This is a genomic window from Sphingomonas sp. OK281 (assembly GCF_900115295.1).
In the GTDB taxonomy this organism is placed as follows: domain Bacteria; phylum Pseudomonadota; class Alphaproteobacteria; order Sphingomonadales; family Sphingomonadaceae; genus Sphingomonas.
In genome coordinates this window covers 453,071-473,897 of record NZ_FOVZ01000004.1, presented here as the reverse complement: position 1 = coordinate 473,897, position 20,827 = coordinate 453,071, and the positions used below count along the sequence as shown (strand labels likewise).

The 20,827-nt window shown below is 63.0% G+C and carries 17 protein-coding genes; 9 read left to right on the top strand and 8 right to left on the bottom strand.

Annotated elements, in window-relative coordinates:
- Window positions 1-30 precede the first annotated feature (30 nt).
- Window positions 31-1,542, top strand: coding sequence for a DNA cytosine methyltransferase (locus BM244_RS16425; protein WP_093399970.1), 1,512 nt, complete (start codon window positions 31-33; stop codon window positions 1,540-1,542).
- A 53-nt stretch (window positions 1,543-1,595) separates the two neighbouring features.
- Here BM244_RS16425 and BM244_RS23805 read toward each other — a convergent pair whose 3' ends face one another.
- From BM244_RS23805 to BM244_RS16405, 5 genes are all read right to left on the bottom strand, one after another.
- The gene (locus tag BM244_RS23805) at window positions 1,596-1,730 is read right to left on the bottom strand and encodes a hypothetical protein (RefSeq protein WP_302847294.1); all 135 of its coding nucleotides are present in this window, start codon (window positions 1,728-1,730) and stop codon (window positions 1,596-1,598) included.
- Between the two features lie 182 nt (window positions 1,731-1,912).
- Complete coding sequence (locus BM244_RS16420; RefSeq protein ID WP_139226953.1) at window positions 1,913-2,671, bottom strand: SapC family protein; 759 nt, start codon at window positions 2,669-2,671, stop codon at window positions 1,913-1,915.
- A gap of 62 nt (window positions 2,672-2,733) precedes the next feature.
- On the bottom strand, window positions 2,734-4,062 hold the full coding sequence (locus BM244_RS16415; protein ID WP_093399968.1) for a hypothetical protein: 1,329 nt from the start codon (window positions 4,060-4,062) through the stop codon (window positions 2,734-2,736).
- On the bottom strand, window positions 4,059-4,385 hold the full coding sequence (locus BM244_RS16410) for a hypothetical protein (RefSeq protein WP_093399967.1): 327 nt from the start codon (window positions 4,383-4,385) through the stop codon (window positions 4,059-4,061). Before BM244_RS16410 ends, BM244_RS16415 begins: the two co-directional genes overlap by 4 nt.
- Window positions 4,386-4,653: 268 nt before the next feature.
- Window positions 4,654-5,040 (bottom strand): helix-turn-helix domain-containing protein, encoded by a 387-nt coding sequence (locus tag BM244_RS16405; protein ID WP_093399966.1) that lies wholly within the window; start codon window positions 5,038-5,040, stop codon window positions 4,654-4,656.
- A 96-nt stretch (window positions 5,041-5,136) separates the two neighbouring features.
- Between BM244_RS16405 and BM244_RS16400 the strand changes: the two genes are divergently transcribed.
- The 7 genes from BM244_RS16400 (at window position 5,137) to BM244_RS16365 (ending at window position 12,646) form a co-directional block, all read left to right on the top strand.
- Window positions 5,137-6,666 (top strand): recombinase family protein, encoded by a 1,530-nt coding sequence (locus BM244_RS16400; RefSeq protein ID WP_254784493.1) that lies wholly within the window; start codon window positions 5,137-5,139, stop codon window positions 6,664-6,666.
- Window positions 6,663-7,541 (top strand): ParB/RepB/Spo0J family partition protein, encoded by an 879-nt coding sequence (locus tag BM244_RS16395; RefSeq protein WP_175518241.1) that lies wholly within the window; start codon window positions 6,663-6,665, stop codon window positions 7,539-7,541. The genes BM244_RS16400 and BM244_RS16395 overlap by 4 nt, the downstream gene beginning before the upstream one ends.
- Complete coding sequence (locus tag BM244_RS16390) at window positions 7,538-8,422, top strand: plasmid partitioning protein RepB C-terminal domain-containing protein (protein WP_217649131.1); 885 nt, start codon at window positions 7,538-7,540, stop codon at window positions 8,420-8,422. Before BM244_RS16395 ends, BM244_RS16390 begins: the two co-directional genes overlap by 4 nt.
- Before the next feature lie 359 nt (window positions 8,423-8,781).
- Window positions 8,782-9,570: a DUF8168 domain-containing protein gene (locus BM244_RS16385; RefSeq protein ID WP_139226952.1), complete on the top strand. Its 789-nt coding sequence runs from the start codon at window positions 8,782-8,784 to the stop codon at window positions 9,568-9,570.
- Between the two features lie 1,310 nt (window positions 9,571-10,880).
- Entirely contained in the window at window positions 10,881-11,102 is a 222-nt protein-coding gene (locus tag BM244_RS16375) for a hypothetical protein (protein WP_139226951.1), read from the top strand.
- On the top strand, window positions 11,035-11,421 hold the full coding sequence (locus BM244_RS22740; protein WP_139226950.1) for a L,D-transpeptidase family protein: 387 nt from the start codon (window positions 11,035-11,037) through the stop codon (window positions 11,419-11,421). Before BM244_RS16375 ends, BM244_RS22740 begins: the two co-directional genes overlap by 68 nt.
- Window positions 11,422-11,788: 367 nt before the next feature.
- Entirely contained in the window at window positions 11,789-12,646 is an 858-nt protein-coding gene (locus tag BM244_RS16365) for a hypothetical protein (RefSeq protein WP_093399962.1), read from the top strand.
- A 252-nt stretch (window positions 12,647-12,898) separates the two neighbouring features.
- Here BM244_RS16365 and BM244_RS16360 read toward each other — a convergent pair whose 3' ends face one another.
- Window positions 12,899-14,656 (bottom strand): diguanylate cyclase, encoded by a 1,758-nt coding sequence (locus BM244_RS16360; protein ID WP_368086082.1) that lies wholly within the window; start codon window positions 14,654-14,656, stop codon window positions 12,899-12,901.
- Between the two features lie 416 nt (window positions 14,657-15,072).
- Between BM244_RS16360 and BM244_RS23160 the strand changes: the two genes are divergently transcribed.
- Entirely contained in the window at window positions 15,073-17,700 is a 2,628-nt protein-coding gene (locus tag BM244_RS23160; protein WP_254784491.1) for a GAF domain-containing protein, read from the top strand.
- A gap of 79 nt (window positions 17,701-17,779) precedes the next feature.
- Here BM244_RS23160 and BM244_RS16350 read toward each other — a convergent pair whose 3' ends face one another.
- Window positions 17,780-18,139, bottom strand: a complete 360-nt coding sequence (locus BM244_RS16350; protein ID WP_093399959.1) for a response regulator — start codon at window positions 18,137-18,139, stop codon at window positions 17,780-17,782.
- Window positions 18,140-18,279: 140 nt separating this feature from the next.
- A complete protein-coding gene (locus BM244_RS16345; protein WP_093399958.1) occupies window positions 18,280-20,775 on the bottom strand; it encodes a PAS domain S-box protein in 2,496 nt (831 codons plus the stop codon).
- Between the last annotated feature and the right edge of the window lie 52 nt (window positions 20,776-20,827).

Here is a 20,827-nt window from a genome sequence, read left to right as displayed (position 1 = left end):
CGGTCGCATGATCTGGATCCGACAAATTTGATGTTCAAGGTAGTTGATCTGTTTGCCGGGCCCGGGGGGCTTGCCGAGGGATTCGCGGCAGTCCGCGACGCGAACGGGGAACGCGCGTTTGACATCGCACTGTCGGTTGAAAAGGAGTACTCGGCATTCTCGACGCTCAGGATGCGAAGCTTTTTCCGGCAGTTTGATCGACCGCCAGCAGATTATTACGAACACGTTCGCGGCAACGTGACTCGCGAACAGCTGGTGAGCAACCACCCGGCAGAATGGAGCGCTGCCTGTGCCGAGACGCTGCAGCTCGAACTCGGAACACCGGAAGCCGCGGCACAGATCGATCCGCTGATCGACCGGATCGCTGCGGAAGCCAGCGATCGTTGCATTCTGGTCGGCGGTCCGCCCTGCCAGGCTTATTCACTGGTCGGCCGAGCGCGAAACCGTGGCAACGCGGATTATGTCGCGAGCGAAGACCATCGGCATTTCCTGTACCGCGAATACATCCGCATCCTCGCAAGGCTGAAGCCCGTCGCGTTCATCATGGAGAACGTGAAGGGGTTCCTGTCCGCGAGCATCGACGGCGAGAATATCTTTGCCAAGGTGACCGCCGATCTGATGGAAGCCGGCGGCTTCAGGGAAAGCTATTCGATCCAGGCACTGACGATCGGCATTGCTCGTGGCGGAGCGGCCTACATCCTGAGAAGCGAGGATCACGGGGTGCCTCAACGCCGGCACCGGGTCATCCTTTTCGGTGTGCGACACGACTTCGCGTCGCGACTGCCGGTGCTTCAGTCTCCGGAAGACCACCTTCAGCCTTGTGACGCTTCGGCAGTTGTTCGGGATGTTCTGGGTGACATGCCGGCGCTGAGAAGCCGACTGAGCAAGGCCGAGGATAGCGGACCCGCCTGGCGCGACGCCGTGATCGAAGCATTTGAAATTTCTGCCCGGGCGGCCTTCGAAGAGGAAGACGAGCAGTTTGACGAGATAGCCATGCGGCTGATCGCCCATGCAAAATGGATGGTCGGCCTCAACGACATACTCCCGTCCTGCTCAGCAGAACCGGCGGGCGTCGCCAATGACGAACTGGCCGACTGGTTGCTCGATCCCGAGCTGAAATACCTGCCCAATCATGAGGCCCGCGGGCACATGGGGAGCGATCTCGCACGCTACGCATTTGCCGCAACGTTCGCCGAACTGAACGGCCGCTCACCGAAGGCGTCTGAATTTCCGGCAGACCTCGCCCCCGCACATCTGAACTGGACTTCGGGCAAGTTCAATGATCGCTTCCGGGTCCAGTGCTGGGACCAGCCATCGACGACGGTCACCAGCCACATCGCGAAGGACGGACATTATTTCATTCACCCCGATCCGCTGCAGTGTCGAAGCCTCACAGTGCGGGAGGCCGCCCGACTGCAGACGTTCCCGGACAACTACCTGTTCGAGGGGAGCCGCACCCAGCAATACACTCAGGTCGGCAACGCGGTGCCGCCCTTCCTTGCGTATCAGATCGCCAGAGTGGTGCACCGCGTTTTGTCATAGGCGGCGCAAGAAACACTGCCGCGATTCCTCAATGTCGGGCCCGCCGATCAGCATCATCTAGAGAGCTCAATTCCAGCCAACTGCAACCGGTCAGATGCCGCATCGAGCACATTGCTGTCGAACCGATCGGGATGCTGGAGAGCGACATGTTTACACGTCAAAGCAGCCATGTCGCGATCGATGAGCATGGAGAAAGGCATTTTAGTCGTCCACCAAATGGTGATTGTCACATTGCGCCGGGTGCGACTTGTTGAGCGAGGACGGACGGCCGCCTTGAAAGTTCGAACAAGACGGGGTCGTTCGAGCGTTTTAGCAAGGCCTTGGCCGATCCGTTCTTACCTTGGTTGAAACGCGGGCCAATAGGTTGCGTCTACGTCGCCCCCGCGGAAGGACCCATCGCCCGCAGGATCGCACCGACCGAAGCCAGCCGGTCGATCATGTCCGTCTCGGCAGTCTGGAACTCAGCACGCCGTGCGTACTTTGAAGGGTGTGCAAGCGCGCACGCTACGATAGGATCTGGAAGGATCGAGGTGCGCAGCTCGTGGACCGAGTAGATGAGGGCCCGGTGTCGACCGTTCGGGGTGGTGACGGGTTCGACCAGCGAAGAGCCCAATGCGCCAGTGCCGAAGGTCCGGTTGAACATCGCGAGCGCATCCAGCCCTTCGAAGATAATCGCCTTCGGCGACACGCGGCGAACGATCTTCTCCAACGTCGGTGCAGCTTCCTTCAAAGCGGTATCCATCGTCATGCCCGACTGCTGCTCCTGGAACTTGCTGACGCCTTGCGAACGGCGAAAGACCATGTTCGTCTTTGGGATACGCCGAAGCGACGCGTCGTCGATCCCAAGGACCTTCCGGAGCAGCGGCTGCATGACGGCCTGGATTGGGTAGCGTTCGTCGACGTAGTCGTGCTGCCAGGCCGAGCAGAACTCGTCCGCGCCAGCCGGCATGGTCCACGTCGCCGGGTTGCCGCCCGGGTTGATGCCCAGAATCATCAGCGGCGATGGCGGGATCCGACTATAGAAGATGCTGTAGTGGCGACGTTCGGTCAGACCGGACCGGTCCCGGTATTCCCTGTCGAGTTCCTTCATCAGCTCGGTTTCCGAACCGGTAGTTATGTCGGGCAGCATCGTGTTTGTCTCCTGGAGTTCTGAGGCGGCCTGCGGGGCCGCGTTCGGGTCTTCGCGCCCGCTCATCGATCTTCGCGGGTTGCGGCCGCCTCCCATTCGGCAAGTAAAGCCTGCCTCGCGAGACGTGCCGGCGGAACGGTCGAGGTACGGTGCGCGTCGACCAGCGCGCGCAGTCCGTCCAATTGCGCCAGAAGCATCGTATCGATCCTGCGATCGGTATCGTCCGGCGACGCGTAGGTGAGGTTGCGCTCCACGACTGCAGCTACAGTCCGCGAAGGAGCTTCGGTGGGGTACTCCTCCACGGTGTCAACGTAGCCCCCCGGATCCCAGACCTGGAAGTCCAGCCGGTCAAGCCAGATCTCCGGAAATACGATCTGCGAAGCCGCGAGCGCGTTGAAGGCCGGCGATCCGAGTAGGTTGAACCGGACGGAGTTCGGCGGCAGCATTCCGGTCGGGCCGGCAGCGCATCCTATCTCCTCGTACGTCTTGGAGATCGGAAATGCCCGCTCCCGGTCGGTCTGATACTGGAACACCAGTTCGAGTACCTCCCACTCGGCAAATGCCACGGTCGGCGCCTTGGTTGCCGCGTCGATCACGAACGCAAGGACGGTTCGGGTGCCGGCGCGAAGCACCGCCGATGGCTCGTCCATGGCCAAGGCGGGATCCAGAGCCGCCGCCTCCACGAGTTCGGTGAGAGAGCCGTCGGCCGCCTCGTACAGGTGGTCCAGACGGCTCCTGAAGTTGAGGCCATGCACGTGCGGCATTCCGGCGAGCGCCGAGGGCGTATAGAGACCGTACTCCTCCACGCCGATGGTATCGTGTTGCGTCTCGCACACCTGAAGGCTTCCGTCCTCGACGAGCAGGCCACTGTCGGCGAGGTAGGTCGCCATTGCAGGATAATCGGCCGAGTCCGCGAGCCGGCGAACGAGCCTTTGCATCAGTTCGCCGAAGCTTCCAAGCCATCGTTCTCGGCCGAAACTGTTGCCCTCCGGATCGGGCATGAGCGTCGTACCCTTAAGCGCGTCGAGGAAGGCTCGGTCCGGATCTCGGCCAAGCTCCACCGCCAACCGATCCAGCACGCGCTCCCAGTTGCCCGGGTTCTGGCAGAGTACGCCGGGCTCCTGCTGCTCAGCCAGGATGAAGCGCTGTTTCTGTTTCAGCAAGTCCCCGAACGCGCGGTTCATCTTGCCCGACCGCTCGCCGAACAACCCCTTCAGCTCTTCGACCAATCGAAAGGTGTGCCTTGCAAGGTGACAGAACGTCTCGCGTTGAGCGCGACCGTTCTCGCGGAACCTGCGCCTGAGGACCAGTGCCGCCTCCGCTGGTCCGCTAAGCCGGCGTGTGGACCGATCGGGGGCTGGAAACGGCACCACGTTGTCTTCGAAGATCATGCCTTGGCTCCCTTCCAGTAGGCGCGTCGATCACGTCGGCGATACGCGCGGGACTTCGAACCATGAAGATGGGCGAGGGTGACGATCGCGCCATCATCGGCGAGTACGAGCGTGCGCCCTGCCAACCGGTCCGCCTCGGCGGGCGGCATGCCGTCGGCAATGGCTTCCTGCAGCGCGCTTCTTGACAGACGCAGTGCGCTAAGGTGGCGATCGACCCGGCTCGACGTATCCGAAAGAAGGAACAGCTGCTCGATCTGGGGCCGTCTGATGGCGCGTTGTTGCGCACGGCGAGCGGCGTGAATGGTCATTGCGAGGTTGGTCATGGTTGGTCTCCCATCGTTCGATAGCGCCTTATGCCAGTTGATCACTCTCACAGTGACCACAAAATGTGGCCTTTCTTGTGGCGTTAACGTGAACTTAGAGTAGGGTTCTGCCGAACTGGAACTGCTCGCAATGGCACGTCCCGTTGGGTCCCCATGATAAATCTCGGACGCCATCGACCACCAGATCCGCCTAGCCGTGCATACGTACGTCCGGTTGGGTAGATGCGATTGCAAGGACATCACTTCGCTGCTTGTTGTGCGATTCTCGTCATTCCGGCCCGAGATGCTCGAGCAGCTTCGTGATGAGAGAACGCAGTTCGCCGCGGAGCTTGCCGCACTGCGCGGCGTGTTGCGCCTCGTACCGATCGGCAAGCTCAAGCACGGCTTGCGTGACCGCATCCGAATGGCGCATCAGCACCACCAGCCCCGCTCCGCTCGGACCGTTCCTCCCGTAGAGCCAGTTTTGCACCGTCCGCGCGTTCGCTCCCGTAAGACGGGCGATATGCTTTACCTTCGCCGGGGATGTTCCGAAATCCCGACGCAGCGCGTCGGCGATGACACTGGCGAATGACGCCACCGTGTCTGCGGCCGGATCAATGGGAAACTTGTTTCCGTCTCCCGCGCGAAGTTTTCGGCCCTTATCCGACAACGACATTCCATCCTCCCGCGAATAGAAAGACGTCAGTCGGACACGGGAGCGACACGCCCGTGACAAGCGTCAGGAAAAGCGGTGCGGGAAGAACCTCCGGACATGAAGCTGGTGCGGGCCGCTCAGTACGTGCGCATGTCGACCGACCTTCAAAAGTACTCGACCGAGAACCAGGCCGAAGCGATCGCGGCATATGCCGCCAGGCGGGGCATCGAAATTGTCCGCACCTATGCGGACGAAGGTCGTAGCGGACTGAACATAGCCGGACGCGATGCGCTCAGACGTCTGATCGACGACGTGCAGAGCGGCAAGGCCGACTACGACGCGATCCTCGTCTACGACATCAGTCGTTGGGGGCGCTTCCAAGACGCGGACGAGAGCGCCTACTACGAATTCATTTGCCGGGAACGCGGCATACACGTCCACTACTGCGCGGAGCAGTTCGACAACGACGGCAGCTTCCAGGCGAACGTAATCAAGACCGTCAAACGGATGATGGCCGGCGAATACAGCCGTGAACTATCCACGAAGGTCTTCGCGGGGCAGTGCCGCCTAATCACTATGGGCTATCGGCAGGGCGGCCCCGCAGGATACGGCCTGCGTCGACATCTCGTGAACGAGCGCAACGAACCAAAGTCGCTCCTCGCAGCCGGCGAACAGAAGAGCCTCCAGACGGACCGCGTCATCCTCGTACCGGGACCTGACGTCGAGATCGAAACGGTGCGCCGGATATATCGATGGTTCGTACTCGAGCATAGGTCGGAGCGCGAGATCGCGACCGCCCTCAACGGCGAAGGCTTCGTCACCGATCTGGGCAAGTCATGGACCCGCTCCGTCGTCAGGCAGATTCTGAGCAACGAGAAGTACATCGGGAACAACGTCTACAACCGCGTCTCCTTTAAACTGAAGAAGCAGCGCGTGGTGAACCCACCGGACATGTGGATCCGGAGGATCGGTGCGTTCGAGTCGATCGTCGATCCTGGGCTGTTCGAAGCCGCGCAGAAAATCCTCGCTGAGCGCGCCCGGCGCTTCTCGGATTCCGATCTCCTGACCATGCTGTCGGACCTGCTCTCCGCCAAAGGCGTCCTGTCGGGCATGATCATCGACGAGGTCGAGTCGATGCCATCAACGGCTGCCTATAGACATCGGTTCGGCAGTCTGCTGCGGGCATACCAGCTGATAGGCTACACCCCCGACCGCGACTTCCGCTACGTCGAGACCAATCGCCAGCTTCGCCTGATGCACCCCGAGGTGGTCGCCAGCGCCGTCTTGGGCATCGAAGCGGTCGGCGCCCATGTCTCGGTCGACGGAACGACCGATCTGCTCGTCGTCAACCACGAGGTGACGATCGCGCTCGTTATCGCTCGATGCCGGACGACCGCCGCTGGATCGCTACGCTGGCGGGTCCGCCTCGACGCTGGTCTGCGGCCCGACATCACAGTCATTGTTCGCCTTGCGCCGGACAACAGGACGGTGCGCGACCACTATCTCCTTCCGTGGATTGATCTCGGTGCCGAGCCGCGTTTCGGCATGGGAGAGGACAACGGCATCATGCTCGATGCTTATCGCGCCGAAGACCTCTCGCCGCTGTACCACCTGCTGCGCCGTCACGCCGTGGAGTACGCTCTGTGACGCCCAACATAATCGACATCTCCATCGCGTCGATCGAAGTGCTGAACCCCCGGGTACGCAACCGGAAGGTCTTCGAAGAGCTTGTCGAAAGCATACGGGCGGTCGGACTCAAGCGCCCCATCATGGTCAGGCGTTCACCAATCGGCCAGGGCTTCGAACTAATCTGTGGGCAAGGTCGCATGGAGGCATTCGTCAAGTTGGGCGCGACCGCGATCCCAGCCATCGTCATCGAAGCCACGCGCGACGAATGCTACGTGATGAGTCTCGTCGAGAACATGGCGCGCCGCAACCTGTCCCCGCTCGAGCTGATCCGCGAAGTGGGTGTGCTACGGCAGCGCGGCTACAGCCATACGGAGATATCACGGAAGGTGGGCTTCAGCCCCGAGTACGTCTGGACGATCAACTTCCTGCTTGAGAAAGGCGAGGAACGGCTGCTGGACTCCGTTGAACGAGGTGTCATTCCACACACCATCGCCGCCGAGATCGCCCGTGCCGACGACGCGCAGGTGCAGCGGGCCCTTACGGAGGCGTACGAAGCGGGGTCGTTACCGGGCGCTCAGGTACTCGCGATCCGGAGGATCGTCGATCAGCGGAACCTGATCGGCAAAGGCATCAAGTCCGTTCGAAGCGGACCGAAACGCAGCCAGCCCACAACCGCCGCTGCGCTCGTCCGCGCCTACCAAAAGGAGGTCGAGCGCCAGCGGCTTCTGGTGAAGAAGGCAACGCTGACGGAAGGACGTCTCACGTTCATCGTCAGCGCGATGGGCAAGCTGCTGGCGGACGAGCATTTTGTCACGCTTCTTCGAGCCGAAGGGTTGGCCAGCCTCCCTCATCCTGTCGCTCAACGCCTAGGCATCGCCGGGGACCCGACGTGACAGATCCGATCCGGATATCGTTCGCTCGCGAGGTGTTGGACCTTCGACTTGACGCGATCCTGCCGGTCCGCCCCATGACGGTCCGCATAGTCGAGTCGAAGCGCTATGTCCGCATCGCGACATCGGTGCGTGAGATCGGCATCGTCGAGCCACTGGCCGTCACGGTTGCCGATAGGAACGGACGGCACATGCTGCTCGATGGCCATCTTCGTCTGAATGCGCTCCGCGAAGCGTCCGTGGAGTCGGCTCCGTGCATCGTCGCTGACGACGACGAAGCCTTCACCTACAACAAGCGGGTGAATCGTCTGGCTACGGTGCAGGAGCACTACATGATTACGCGTGCCCTTGATCGCGGCGTACCGGCCGCCATGATCGCAGCGGCGCTGGGCATGGACGAAACGCTGGTCGCCCGCCGACGGACCATGCTCGACAGAATATCCTCCGATACCGTCGAGATACTCAAGGACAAGCACGTCAACGCGGTCGTCTTCGACATCCTCCGCAAGCTGAAGCCGGAGAAGCAGTTTGCCGCGGCCGAGATGATGGCGGCGATGAACAACTTCACTGCCAGCTACGCTCGAGCTATCTTGGCCGCGACTCGTCAGTGTGATCTCGCCAAACCCGATCAGCCGAAGAAGATACTCGGAGTCACGCCGGAACAGATGGCGCGAATGGAACGTGAACTCGAAACGCTCAATGCCGATTTCCGCGCCCGGGACTCCAATTTCGGTGACGACGTTCTCGAACTCGTGCTGTCGTCGCGGTACCTGAAGCGGCTGATCGGCAACGATAAAGTCGCTAGCTATATTATGTCGAGGCATCCTGAAATCATGAACCAGTTCCGAGCCATAGTTGACGCTACCTCCCTCGATGCCAACTAAGGCAGTGCTCGGACGTTGCCTAAGCCGTTCCAACATCTGTTCTCATAAATGATCTCCATTGGGCCTAAGGGCTTTGTCAGACTAACGTGGTAGGCGGGGTATGGGGATGATACCGGCGGTGGATGAGCCGAAAATCGAGGGCACTACCGCTTGGCCCGTTCCGTCGTTTCAACTCGTCGCCGGAGGTGATCCGGTCGGCAGCGCAGCAGAAGTGGTTGGACAGGGCGTCGAAAAGTCCGGCGAAGACTGGTGGCCGGCGCCCGACACTTCTACCGAGCCGCGAATAGCCCTGCTCTAACCAGCCAACACGTGGCATCCGACCGGCTGGCGCCTGACGGCTTTTCATGGGATTCCAGGCAATGTCGCGGACGCGGCGAGACGAAACGGAGCAGACCCTGATGCCAATCTATTTGTTCAAGGGCCGAATGCTGCCGAAGGAGATTAAACTGACTTTGGACCATGAGCCCAAGGTCAGCGTCACCGGCGCCGAGACGATCCCCGACACCGTGTTCACGCTGTCGGTCGAGGAAGGTGCCATTCGGATCGAAGCAGAGACTGATCATGCGGAAACCGACGTCGCGGACGACCTCTTCTTCTTCGCGCAGGACCTAGCCCGCACCGCGGCGGAGGTGGCCTCGATCGCCGAGGGCGTTGCTTACGTCCCGCAGATCGAGAGCGTGGTGCGGCCCGACGGCGAAGAGCGGGGACTGATTCTCGCCGATCGGCAGCTTGGCGCGCTGATGACGGTTTTCGCGAGCCACAGCTCCAAGGACATCTTCGAACTAGTCGCGACTGACGTCGGACTGATGAGGGCGCTGTCCGACGTGGCGGTTATGCTGACGTGGGGACACTACGCGCCGATCGCCGCCGGCAGGGTGGCCGAAAGCATCTTGAGGATGCTCACGGGCGGAAGATCGCCCGACGACTGGTCGAAGATGCGTGACATCCTCCGTGTGGACAGGCCCTACCTGCAGCTGCTTACGGACCGCGCGGTGGCGCCCCGCCACGGCAACCGCGAGTATGTCGATGGGAAGACGAACCGCCTGCTGGCGGAACGCTCGTGGACGCTGATGAACCGTTACCTAGCCTACCGCCTGGCGGCCAGGCAGGAACTCGACACGAGCGCGTATCCCGAGCTCCACGGGTAATTTTCGCGATGAACGAACGGTTGTGGGTCAGGCCGGAAGGGGGGGCAGGCACGGCGGCCGGCGACCAAAGCCAGTCGTTTCAATCTTAAGGAGTAAACGTCCGGTCCTACCGCAAGCGGTCAATCGCGCCGATCGAGCCGGACGATCGGCAAGGCGCCCCAGCAGTTCTTGCTCGGACGCGAGCCCGAGCTGACGGCGACGAGCCAGAAATCCATGATCAACGCAAATGCCCGACGCCGTGCAGCAGAACCATCGGCGAGAGGGGTAGCCGGCGTCAATTCTGTCCTTCTTCGATCAACGCTAACGCGGCCCGCAAAGCTCGGATCGTTGCAATCCTCTGCAATGCTGACTTGAGCGGCTTGTTAGTGGTCGGGTCGGGGTCTTTGAGCAGAGCGTCGATGTCTGCGACACGGGATCAACGTCACGACCGTGAGGCTCGGCAACGATTCGCTCAGATGCAGCGGTCACCTTCATGAAGGAGGCGCTGAAGCGTCATGGTAGGCCCGAGCCGATTACCACCGACGGACTGCGCTCATACGGTGCGGCGATGACGGAACTGGGCAATACCGCTAAGCAGGAGGTCGGACGCTAGGCCAACAACCGGGTTGAGAACAGCCACCTGCCGTTCCGGCGAAGAGAGCGCGGAATGCTGCGTTTTAGGCGAATGAAGACCTTGCAAAAGCTCGCCTCGGTCCATGCCAACGTCCACAACCACTTTTATCTCGAACGCCACCTCGTCGACCGCTAGATCTATAAGGACCGACGCTCCGCCGCCCTGGCGGGTGGCAGATCATCGCGAGCCAGGCCGCTGCGCTCAAAGCCCGATATGCATCGTGTGGAGAGCGGTTCGCGTTAGACTGACAGCACCGCCACTACCCTTGTTTTGTCCATTCTTTCCTGGCCTCCGGGCTTGATTGATGGCGGTTTTCGGGCCTTTCAGCCTCATCGGCTGTTCTTTCCTGTGCACTAGTGTTCATACATCGGTATGGCACCTCGCATGGTATGAACTTCGCAACGTGTGGAACGACATCTTCCCCGCGATCGGCGACCTGCCGATCCGGCTCGTTCTCTCGCCAAAGCTGCTCAAGTGCTGAACAAGGTCGAGGAACGCGGCGCGATCGAGACAGCGCACCGCCTCCGCCAGCGCGCGTCGATGCCGCCTCACACGGCCTGTTCATCAAGTGCGCCGGCCGCGATCGGCCGATCGCATGGCTCGAGGTCAGGGACTCGCGTCGAACATAAACCGTCGCGCTGGACACGGGCGGGCGGTGCGTTACTGGCAGCGCACACCCCGCCAGCGAGTACATGACATGGCAGCTACCGTAATCACCCCCAGTGGCCCCGGCGCGATGGAGGCTGGCCTCGTCCTCGACGAGGAAGGCGGACGCTTCGTGGTGCTGACGTTCAAGGAGCCGAAGGGCGAACCGACGCTTGTCACGTTCACCGTTCCGATCTTCCAGAACTATGTCGAGCACCTGGTTCGCACGGCGAAGGCGGCCAACGAGGATGCGAACTGGGGCATTCCCGGCTGACAGCGATCGCTACGGCGTCGCGCTCCATGCCGGCGGTCTCCCAGGCTATCCGGAAAGCCACGGATGCGTGCACCTGTCCGACGGCTTCTCGCGCGATCTCTTCGGCATCACCGCACTTGGGGCGACCGTCGTGATCGACGGCAATGCGGCCGACCATGTCCGCATGAGGAATCCGGCCTGCTCGCCCCGTTCGGCGGCAAGGGGCGGCGGATCGAACCGTCGTTCCTTGGCGGCCAGCAGTTCCGGTGAACTCCGGATCGCTCTCCCACCGGGCCGATCACGATCATCGTCTCGAAGTCCGAGGGTCAGGTCGTGGTGATGCGCAACGGCGCGGAAAATCGGCCGGAGCATCGCCGACGTGAACGGCGACGATCCCGGCAGGCACGTCGTCACGCTGACAAAGGCGGCGGATGGCACGCCCCGGTGGGTCTATATCGGCCGTCCGGTCACGAGGAGGAGGCCGGGCCGAGGTGGTCGTCGAGCGCCTCCGGCTACCGCGCGGCTTCCATGATGCGGTGCGCGGAGCGCTCCGGCCCGGAACGAAAATTCCGATCAGCCGGTCGCGCGTAGGAACCAGCGGCGGCGAACCCATTACGGTCATGGACGCGGTCGTAGCGCGACCGTAAAATGTGCGCGTCTCGCCGAAGAACGGGAGCGGGACGAACAGGGGAACGCACGTGTCGGTCATGAAAAGCTCAACTGTCCTCACCGTTTCGCTTCTGCTCTCGAGCGTCGTGCCGACGATCGCTGCGGCGCAGTCCACGGGTCTCGAAGACATGGTCGGCGCGCGTGCCGGTCAGGCAGAGGCGGAGCTCCAACGTCGCGGCTATACCAACATCCGCGCCGAGAAGGGCAACGACCGCAGCTACAGCTATTGGTGGAACGGCGATCGCCGCCAGTGCGTGACCATCGCGACGATGGAAGGGCGCTACAATTCAATCCAGCCGACGACACCGCCCGATTGCCGCAAGCCTGCGAACCTGAGGCCGACGCCTGGATATCCGACCCAGCTGCCCAGCCGACCCCAACCCGGCTATCAGTCCGACCGCGGATATTCGCAGCCGCCGTATCGCCCCAGCAACGACCAGCCGGGCTACCCGGCTGGCGGCCCGATCATCGGTGGCAGACCCGTAAGTCTCGGTCTGGTCTGCTTTGGCGACGGATCGAAAAACGGCATCGCGAGCGGTACGACATGGACGTGGAACCGCGATCGCGACCGCTACGAATATGGCACCTACAACCAGACCACCCGCGAAGTCTTCGATGCCTCGCTGATGGTACAGACATGGGAAGGTGGCGGGCGCATCCGCCTGCCGCGATCGCTGATCCCACCGATCAACTCGCGCGGCAACGATGGCTGGTGGGACCTTTACGACGTCGTCGCCGGCCCAGACAGTATTCGCGCAACCTACCGTCTGAACGGCCTGAACAAGCCGCGCGTCGTGATCGACCGGCGGACAGGGCGGATCACGGTGCAGGGAACCGCCAGCTACGGCTTCCGCGGATCGTGCGACGTGATCGGTCGTGAGACGCGCAAATTCTAGACGTCGTGCCGGCCATCCGTAATCCGGCGATGCCGATCGAACTCGGCCTTGCGACGGCCTCGTCGTGCCGACGTCCATCGTCCATGGCCTCGGACTGCTCGTGATCGAACGCTCACCGCGAGCGTTCGATCACGGCCGCATCGATGTGGAACTAGACTCTTGCCTATACCAGCGCCGGCGGGCTCGCTCTGCCGGCGCTGGAGCCATCGGCCGTGTCGGGCCGGTCCGCTTGCGGGCTTGGAACCGGCTGGATCAGGCCGCGAGCATGCTGATAGTGGCGCGGTTGCGGCCCTCACGCTTGGATTGATACAAGGCCATGTCCGCCGCCTGGATGAGCGTGGCGCCATCCTTGTCCATGACGTCGGACCATGTAGCGATGCCGAACGACATGCTGGTCGAGCCCAGCGTGCGGTTGCCATGCCGGACGTTCAGTTCGGCAACAGCTTGCCGTACGACCTCGACGCGGCCGGCAAGCGCTTCCGCGGTCGTCCCCGGCGCGATGATCGTGAACTCCTCGCCTCCGAAGCGACAGACCACATCGCCGTCACGGAACCGACTGCGCATTTCCGCGGCGACCGTTTGCAGCACGGCGTCGCCGGCGTCGTGGCCGAACTCGTCGTTGAACCGCTTGAAATGATCGATGTCGCACATGACCAGGCTGAGCGGACTGCCTGCCCGCGAGGCCCGGGCGATCTCCAGCTTCAGCGCCTCTTCCATGTAACGACGATTGAACAGGCCGGTCAGCGGATCGCGGATCGTCTGCTCGCGCAGCGACCGCTGCAATCGGTGGTTCACCAGCGCCGAGGCGATGTTCTCGGTCAGCACACTCATCCGAAAACGGTTCTCGGCTTCGATCCGGCCACGCAGATACAGCACGCCGATCACCTCGCCACCCGCCAGCAACGGTTCGCAGTGATAGACCTCGTCCTCGGCCACGTGCGCGCAGATGATCTCGCGTCCGGGGTCCACGACGGAGTGGCTCTGACCACGGCGCAGCGCCCAGCATCGCTCCGGCGCAAAGCCGTCGAGCGGCACGGTTATGCCGCCCCAGCTGGCGACGGGGACGAGGCAATTGCGCGAATTATTGTGCGCGTACAGGGCGCCGGATATGTCCGGCAATACCTGCGGTACGAACACCCGGATGATCTGAGCCAGCTCGTCGTCGGTGCGCGCGGCTTGCATGCGATGCGCCATGCCGCCGAGAAGCTCGATCACGTCGCCGCGTTCCTGCAGCGTTTTGCTATTCCGTTCGAGCTCTGCGTTGACGATCTGCAACTGGCGTTCGCTGTCGCCCCGATCGGCGACGGCGCCCTCCAGTCGGTCGGCCATCGCATTGTAGCCCAAGGCGAGGCGGGTAAACTCCCGAGACCCCATCGCCGTGTCGATCCGCGCCTCCTGTTCGCCGCTGCCAAGCGCGGTCATGGCGCGCATCATCGTCTCCAGCGGGCGACGGATTCTCCGGATCAGGAAGGCAAAGCTGCCGATGACGACAAACCCGACGGCGATCGCGCCCAGGATGGCCAGCCTCTTGCCGCTGTGCAGGCGCTGGACCGCCGCGTCCTGCCGCGTGGTCTGAAGCGCGCGTTCCTCATCGAGAAAGCCTTTGGCGCGTACGCTGATCGCATCCATCAGTTCCCGACCGCGGCCGCTCGTGATGACCGCGACCGCGCCGGGAAAATTGCCATGGCGGGCAAGGTCGAGCGGCTGCAGCAAGAAAACAGAACGTTCCTTCATCAGCAGCGCGATTTCTTGCGCGCGCGCGTGCTGAAGCGGGTTGTCGTCAGTCTGTTGAACGACTCTCGCGATGGTCCGTGCAGCGCTGGTCACACGTACCGCAAACGACCGGGCATAGGCTGGATTGCGGGTGATGATGAAACCGCGCTGGCCGGACTCCGCCTCGCGCAAGTCACCCAGTGCAGCCTCGGTCGTCTCGATGATTCCGGCAGAATGCGCGGCCCATTGGAAGCTCTGGCTTGCCTGGTACGAAGCGTCGGCGAGAAGCCCTGCCAAAGACCCTAACGCCAGGAGCACTATCAGCCCGATCGCGGCGATACGCGCTGTTAGCGATACGAACATCGCGGTATGCTTAACGCGGAAAGCTTAGCGTTTGGTTACACCGCGTCACGCACGGCATCGGTCTTGTTTCGCTTGGACGGGGAAATCGGTCGGCCCGTGGAAGAATCCATCGAAATTCGCTGCGACGATGCAGCGAGGCTGGTCTTCGGCAGCGCGGTAGACCCTCGCGGGTGCCCCCGTGACTATGACGGTTTTGCCCGACTTCGATCGTCCTGCTTGCCGGTGTCCAACGGGACCGGGCCGCTGCATCCGGGGTCCGTGGGTGTCCGAAGATGGAGCGGGTCGAAGGTTTGGGTCAAAGGCCGTTGCAGAGCGTTGACGTGACGACGAGATCGAACAACGGGCAACACATGAACGATAGCGATTCAAGGGACGGGCCCGCGCCATCGGGCTGTGACATCGACAATGCCGCTCGCGCAGCGGCGTTGGACCGTTACGGGATACTCGACACCGCGCGCGAGCGTGTGTTCGACGACGTCGCCGAGATGGCCGCCGACATTCTGGATGCACCCATGGCGGTCGTCAATTTCGTGACCGACGAACGGCAGTGGTTCAAGGCCGAGGTCGGCATTGGCCGCAATGAACTACCGCTCGACGTTTCGATTTGTCGTCATGCGGTTCTGCAACCCGGCGTGATGGTCGTGCCCGACCTCTCGCAGGATGCACGGTTCGATGGCAATCCATTGGTCCATGTCGTCGAGGGGCTTCGTTTCTATGCGGGCGCCGTACTCCAGACGCCCGAGGGCGTACCGGTTGGAACGGTATGCGTGCTCGATACCAGCCCGCGCCCCGAGGGAATCAGCAGGCGGCAGGAACGGGCGTTGCGGGCCTTGGCAGCACACACGATGGCGCAGCTGGAACTCCGCCGAACCGCCGCACTCGCCGAAGCCGAGACGGCGCGCGCCGAAAAGCGAGGACAGCGTTTGTCGCTGCTGGCGCAAGGCGCGGCGCTACTGTTGGCGGCCGATGATGCGGCGACGATGATCCGTGATATGTTTGCGTTGCTCGAACGCCCCTTCGCGCTCGACACCTGTTTTTTCTACGCTTGCGGCGATAACGATCTCCGTCTGGTCGCGGCGATGGGACTGCCGCCGGAGATCGAGCAGCAGGCCGGACGTCTTGAATACGGTCAGACGATCTGCGGCGTCGTCGCGCAGACGCATGAGGCCGTGCATCTCTCTCGGATCCAGGATCTCGACAATCCCGATGCCGCTTTCCTCAAGGCGATTGGGCTCCAGACATATCTGAGTTCGCCGCTGATGCGCGGGAACAGGCTATTGGGCACGCTGTCGTTCGGCCGAAAGGGGCCGGCGTTCTCGGACGGTGAGCTGGAGGTCCTGCAAACGCTGGTGGCGCAAACCGCCACGGCGGTCGAGCGGCTGCGGGCCGACGACCGTATGCGGGAGAGCGAAGCCCGGTTCCGCAACATGGCGGACAATGCGCCCGTGATGATGTGGGTGACCGATCCCTCGGGGGTCTGCACGTATCTCAATGCCGGATGGTATGCCTTTACCGGCCAGGAGAAGGGCCGCGGCGAGGGGTATGGCTGGCTGGAGGCGGTCCATCCGGACGATCGTCCTGCTGCCGAGAGGGCGTTCGTGACGGCCAATGCCGAGCGCCGCAATTACCGCGTGGATTTCCGCCTGCGTCGTGCCGACGGCGTGTATCGCTGGACGATCGATGCGGCGGCGGCGCGGTTCGATCACGATGGCACGTATCTCGGCTATGTCGGGTCCGTCATCGATATCGACGAACGCAAGGTCGCAGAGGCCGAACTCGAAGCCCGCGTCGCCGCTGCCCTCGCCGAGCAGGCGCTGACCGAGGACGCGTTGCGCCAAAGCCAGAAGATGGAGGCCGTCGGTCAACTCACCGGCGGTATCGCTCACGATTTCAACAATATGCTCGCGGTCGTGATCGGCTCGCTCGACCTGCTGGGACGGCGTATCGGTATCGATGACGCCCGTTCCAGGCGCTATATCGATGCCGCCAACGACGGTGCCCGTCGGGCGGCGAACCTGACCCAGCGGCTACTCGCCTTCTCGCGCCGCCAACCGCTCAATCCCGAACCGATCGACGTCAACCGGCTGGTTACCGGCATGTCGACGTTGATCCGGGGGTCCATCGGCACGGATATCCAGATGGAGACGGTGCTCGCGGGCGGCAGCTGGCGGACGCTTGCCGACTCCAACCAGCTCGAGAACGTGATCCTCAATCTGGCGGTCAACGCGCGGGACGCGATGCCGGAAGGAGGCAGGCTGACGATCGAAACGCAGAACGCGCATCTCGACGATCGCTACGCGGCGGCCCATATCGGCGTTTCGGCGGGGCAGTATGTCCTGATTGCCGTCACCGACACGGGTGAAGGCATGAGCGAGGACGTGATCGCCAAGGCGTTCGACCCGTTCTTTACGACCAAGGAAGTCGGCAAGGGGACCGGCCTCGGGCTCAGCCAGGTATACGGCTTCGTCAAACAGTCGGGCGGTCACGTGAAAATCTATTCCGAACGCGGCGAAGGCACGACGGTCAAGGTCTACATGCCACGGCTCGTCGGTGCCGACGTCGCGCATTGTGTGGAGGAGGCGGTATCCGACGCGCCGGTCAGTGAACAGGGTGAAGTCATCCTGGTGGTCGAAGACGAACCGGCCGTTCGCCAGTTCAGCATGGATGCGTTGGGGATGCTCGGCTACCGCGTTCTCGAAGCGGATGGGGCGGCCGCCGCCCTGCGTATGCTGGAAGCGCATCCGGAGATCGCGTTGCTGTTCACCGATGTGGTGATGCCGGAAGTGAACGGAGCGAAACTGGCCGAACTGGCACTGGAGCGAAGGCCGGGGCTGAAGGTGCTGTTCACCACCGGCTATTCCCGCAACGCGGTCTATCATAACGGCGTCCTCGACGTCGGCGTAGAGCTCATCGGCAAGCCGTTTTCGATCGAGGAACTCGCGACGAAAATTCGTCAGGTGCTCGATCTCCGCGTGTGAAACATGGAGGGCGCCGGCCTGTAACGACAGCATGATCCCGGTTCCAAGCGCGCATGGATCAGGGGGTGCGGAAGCCTCGCTATGTCGCGTGGTGACTGGTCAGTGCTCTGTAAGTCAGGGCGATCTGCCGCGCGTTGAACGGTTTGGTGAGAACGACCGCAGGCGGCGTGACGGGAACGCAGTCCTCGGGATTGCCGGTCAGGAAAAGAACCGGGATACCGCCATGCCTGGCGAGAATGGCGGCAACGGCGCGTGGCCCGGTACCCTCGAGCAGCGCCACATCCGAGGTGATGAACGTCGGCAGGCGCTCGTTCGCCATGGCGACCGCATCGGCCTCGGTAGCGGCGATGTCGAAGCTCGTGATTCCTTCGTCCTCCAGGGTCATCTGGATGGAGAGGGCGATCATCGGTTCGTCCTCGATAATCAATACGTGGTCCAACGCCGTACTCCCGTGAGGAGAAGGCAACGAACAAGCGCCGCGATTGAGCCGTAGAATTTCATGCCTGCGACGCCGGATCTGGCATCCTGCTGAAATCCGACGAACCGCGGACCGGCGGTATCAGCTCGATTATCCCGCCCTTAAGACCGGACATCCCCCGAGATCGAGGTCTCGCTCGCGAGTATGCGCCGGATGCGCTGTTCGAGATCGGCGATGTTGAAGGGCTTGGTCAGCACCTCCATTCCCTCTTCCAGATGCCCCGCACCTACCGCTGCGTTCGCGGCATAGCCCGTAACGAACAGGACCTTGAGCATCGGCCGGACGGCGCGTCCGGCATCGGCCACCTGACGGCCGTTGAGACCACCGGGCAGGCCCACGTCGGTGATCAGGAGGTCGATCCGCTCGTCGGATCGCAGCACGGCGACGCCTCCCGGGCCGTTCGACGCCTCCAGTACGCGGTAGCCCGCTTCGACGAGCACCTCGGCTACCAGTTGCCGGATCGCGATCTCGTCCTCGACGATCAGCACGGTCTCGCCGGCGATGGCGCGAACCGGGCTTCCCGCGTCGATGATCCTATCGTCCGCGGTGACCTCGCCACGATGACGCGGCAGATAAAGGCACATCGTCGTACCTTGGCCTATTTGCGAATGGATGCGCACCTGACCGCCCGATTGCCGGACGAAACCATAGATCATCGACAGGCCGAGCCCGGTGCCTTCGCCGATCGGCTTGGTCGTGAAGAAGGGATCGAAGACGCGTTCGATGATCTCCGGCGTCATTCCGGTGCCCGTGTCGGTGACGCACAGCGAGACATATTCGCCCTCGGGAAGATCCTGATCCGCGGCCGCGCGTGCGTCCAGCCGCGTGGTGTTCGTCTCGATCGTCAGCCGACCGCCGGCAGGCATCGCGTCGCGCGCATTGATACACAGGTTTAGCAACGCGTTTTCGAGCTGCGGCGCATCGACCAGCACCGGCCACAAGCCCGCGGTCGCGACGATGTTCATCTCGATTGCGGGCCCCAGCGTTCGATCGATGATCTCCTCCATCCCGGCGATCAACCGGTCGGCATCGGTCGGCGTCGGCGCGAGCGTCTGTCGTCTGGAAAAGGCCAGCAGCCGCTGGGTCAGCGCGGCGGCGCGATTGGCGCCGGTCTGCGCCATCGAGACATAGCGGTCGAGTTGGTCATACTCGCCCCGTGCGACGCGCGCGCCGAGGAGTTCCAGCCCGCCCGTCACTGCCGTCAGCAGGTTGTTGAAATCATGGGCAAGGCCGCCTGTCAGTTGTCCGACAGCCTCCATTTTCTGGCTCTGGCGCAATTGCTGTTCGGCGTCCGCCAGCGCACGGGCCTGCGCCTTCTCCTCGGTCGCGTCGCGTCCGACCGCGATGATGCGGTCGTCGCCCGGTCCCGCTGCCCACACGATGTCGCGGTAGCTTCCGTCCTTGTGACGGTAGCGGTTCTCGAACCGCGCATAGGTCCCGCCCGAGGCGATACTCGACGCGCCCGTCACCGTGTGATCGAAGTCGTCGGGATGAATGAGCGAGAAGAGCGCGGCGCCGACGAGTTCGCTCTCCAACCAGCCGAGGATCCGCGTCCAGGCGGGATTGACGGCTTCGATCGACCCATCGAAATTGGCGACGAGCATCAGGTCCGCCGATAGCTGCCAGAGCCGATTGCGGTCGGCGGTGCGCGCAGCGACCTGCTGTTCCAGCGTCGCGTTGAGCGTCTCCAGGTCGCGCTGCGCCTGCCACCGCTGGGTCTCGTCGCGGGCAATCCTGATGAACCCGCGTAGCTGTCCCTGGGCGTCGACCGGGAGCGGATGGACCGACCCGGTGAGAAACACGCGCGACCCGTCGCGTCGCAGGTGCCAGCGTTCGTCCGCCGCACACCCATCGCGCGCAGCTCCCGCCAGTTCGCGCACATCGTCGCCGCTTGCGCGATCCTCCGGTGTGAAGATCATCGCGGCCGACCGACCGAGCGCCTCGTCGACCGTCCAGCCCAGGACCGCTTCGGCGCCCGCCGACCAAGTGGTGACGATCCCGCCCGGATCGGTCGTGAAGATGACGTGGTCCTTGGCGCCCTCGATCACCAGCCGGAGCCGCTCTTCGCTCTGGCGGAGTGCGGCATCGCTCAGCACCCGCTCGGTCGTTTCGTTGGTGAAGATGAACACACCCGCGATCGCCCCATGGGGATCGAGGACGCGCGAGTACGAAAAGCTGAACCATGTGTCCGCCCGGCCGCGATCGGTGTCGAGCTTCCACGGCAGGTCGGTGAAGCGCTGGCTGCGGCCGGCAAATGCGTCGTCGATGATCGGCTTGGCCTGCTCCCACGCATCCGGCCAGACCATTTGGAACGGCGACCCCATCGCCCATGCCACACGCGGTCCCAGCAACGGGAAATAGGCTTCGTTGAAGAAGAAGGTCAGCTCGGTCTCGCCCCACGCCAGGATCATCGACTCCGGTGAATTGAGAATGAGGCTGAGACTGGTCTTCAGGATGTCGGGCCAGCCGGCGGGTTCTCCGAGCGGATGCGCAGACCATTCACGTCCGAGAATCAGACGCGTCGCCTCGCCGCCCCCGGTGAGGAATCGCAACTCGGGCGGCAACGTCTGCGGAGCGCTACTTGATTTCGAGTTCATCGCTAAAATCCGTAGCGATAGTTCAACCGTTTGAAAATCGGTCACTAACGCG

Excerpts from the sequence above, each read along its gene's own strand:
- BM244_RS16425 (WP_093399970.1), top strand. The coding sequence starts at position 31 with ATGTTCAAGGTAGTTGATCTGTTTGCCGGGCCCGGGGGGCTTGCCGAG.
- BM244_RS23805 (WP_302847294.1), bottom strand. The coding sequence starts at position 1,730 with ATGCTCATCGATCGCGACATGGCTGCTTTGACGTGTAAACATGTCGCT.
- BM244_RS16420 (WP_139226953.1), bottom strand. The coding sequence starts at position 2,671 with ATGCTGCCCGACATAACTACCGGTTCGGAAACCGAGCTGATGAAGGAA.
- BM244_RS16415 (WP_093399968.1), bottom strand. The coding sequence starts at position 4,062 with ATGATCTTCGAAGACAACGTGGTGCCGTTTCCAGCCCCCGATCGGTCC.
- BM244_RS16410 (WP_093399967.1), bottom strand. The coding sequence starts at position 4,385 with ATGACCAACCTCGCAATGACCATTCACGCCGCTCGCCGTGCGCAACAA.
- BM244_RS16405 (WP_093399966.1), bottom strand. The coding sequence starts at position 5,040 with ATGTCGTTGTCGGATAAGGGCCGAAAACTTCGCGCGGGAGACGGAAAC.
- BM244_RS16400 (WP_254784493.1), top strand. The coding sequence starts at position 5,137 with ATGAAGCTGGTGCGGGCCGCTCAGTACGTGCGCATGTCGACCGACCTT.
- BM244_RS16385 (WP_139226952.1), top strand. The coding sequence starts at position 8,782 with ATGTCGCGGACGCGGCGAGACGAAACGGAGCAGACCCTGATGCCAATC.
- BM244_RS16375 (WP_139226951.1), top strand. The coding sequence starts at position 10,881 with ATGGCAGCTACCGTAATCACCCCCAGTGGCCCCGGCGCGATGGAGGCT.
- BM244_RS22740 (WP_139226950.1), top strand. The coding sequence starts at position 11,035 with ATGTCGAGCACCTGGTTCGCACGGCGAAGGCGGCCAACGAGGATGCGA.
- BM244_RS16365 (WP_093399962.1), top strand. The coding sequence starts at position 11,789 with ATGAAAAGCTCAACTGTCCTCACCGTTTCGCTTCTGCTCTCGAGCGTC.
- BM244_RS23160 (WP_254784491.1), top strand. The coding sequence starts at position 15,073 with ATGAACGATAGCGATTCAAGGGACGGGCCCGCGCCATCGGGCTGTGAC.
- BM244_RS16345 (WP_093399958.1), bottom strand. The coding sequence starts at position 20,775 with ATGAACTCGAAATCAAGTAGCGCTCCGCAGACGTTGCCGCCCGAGTTG.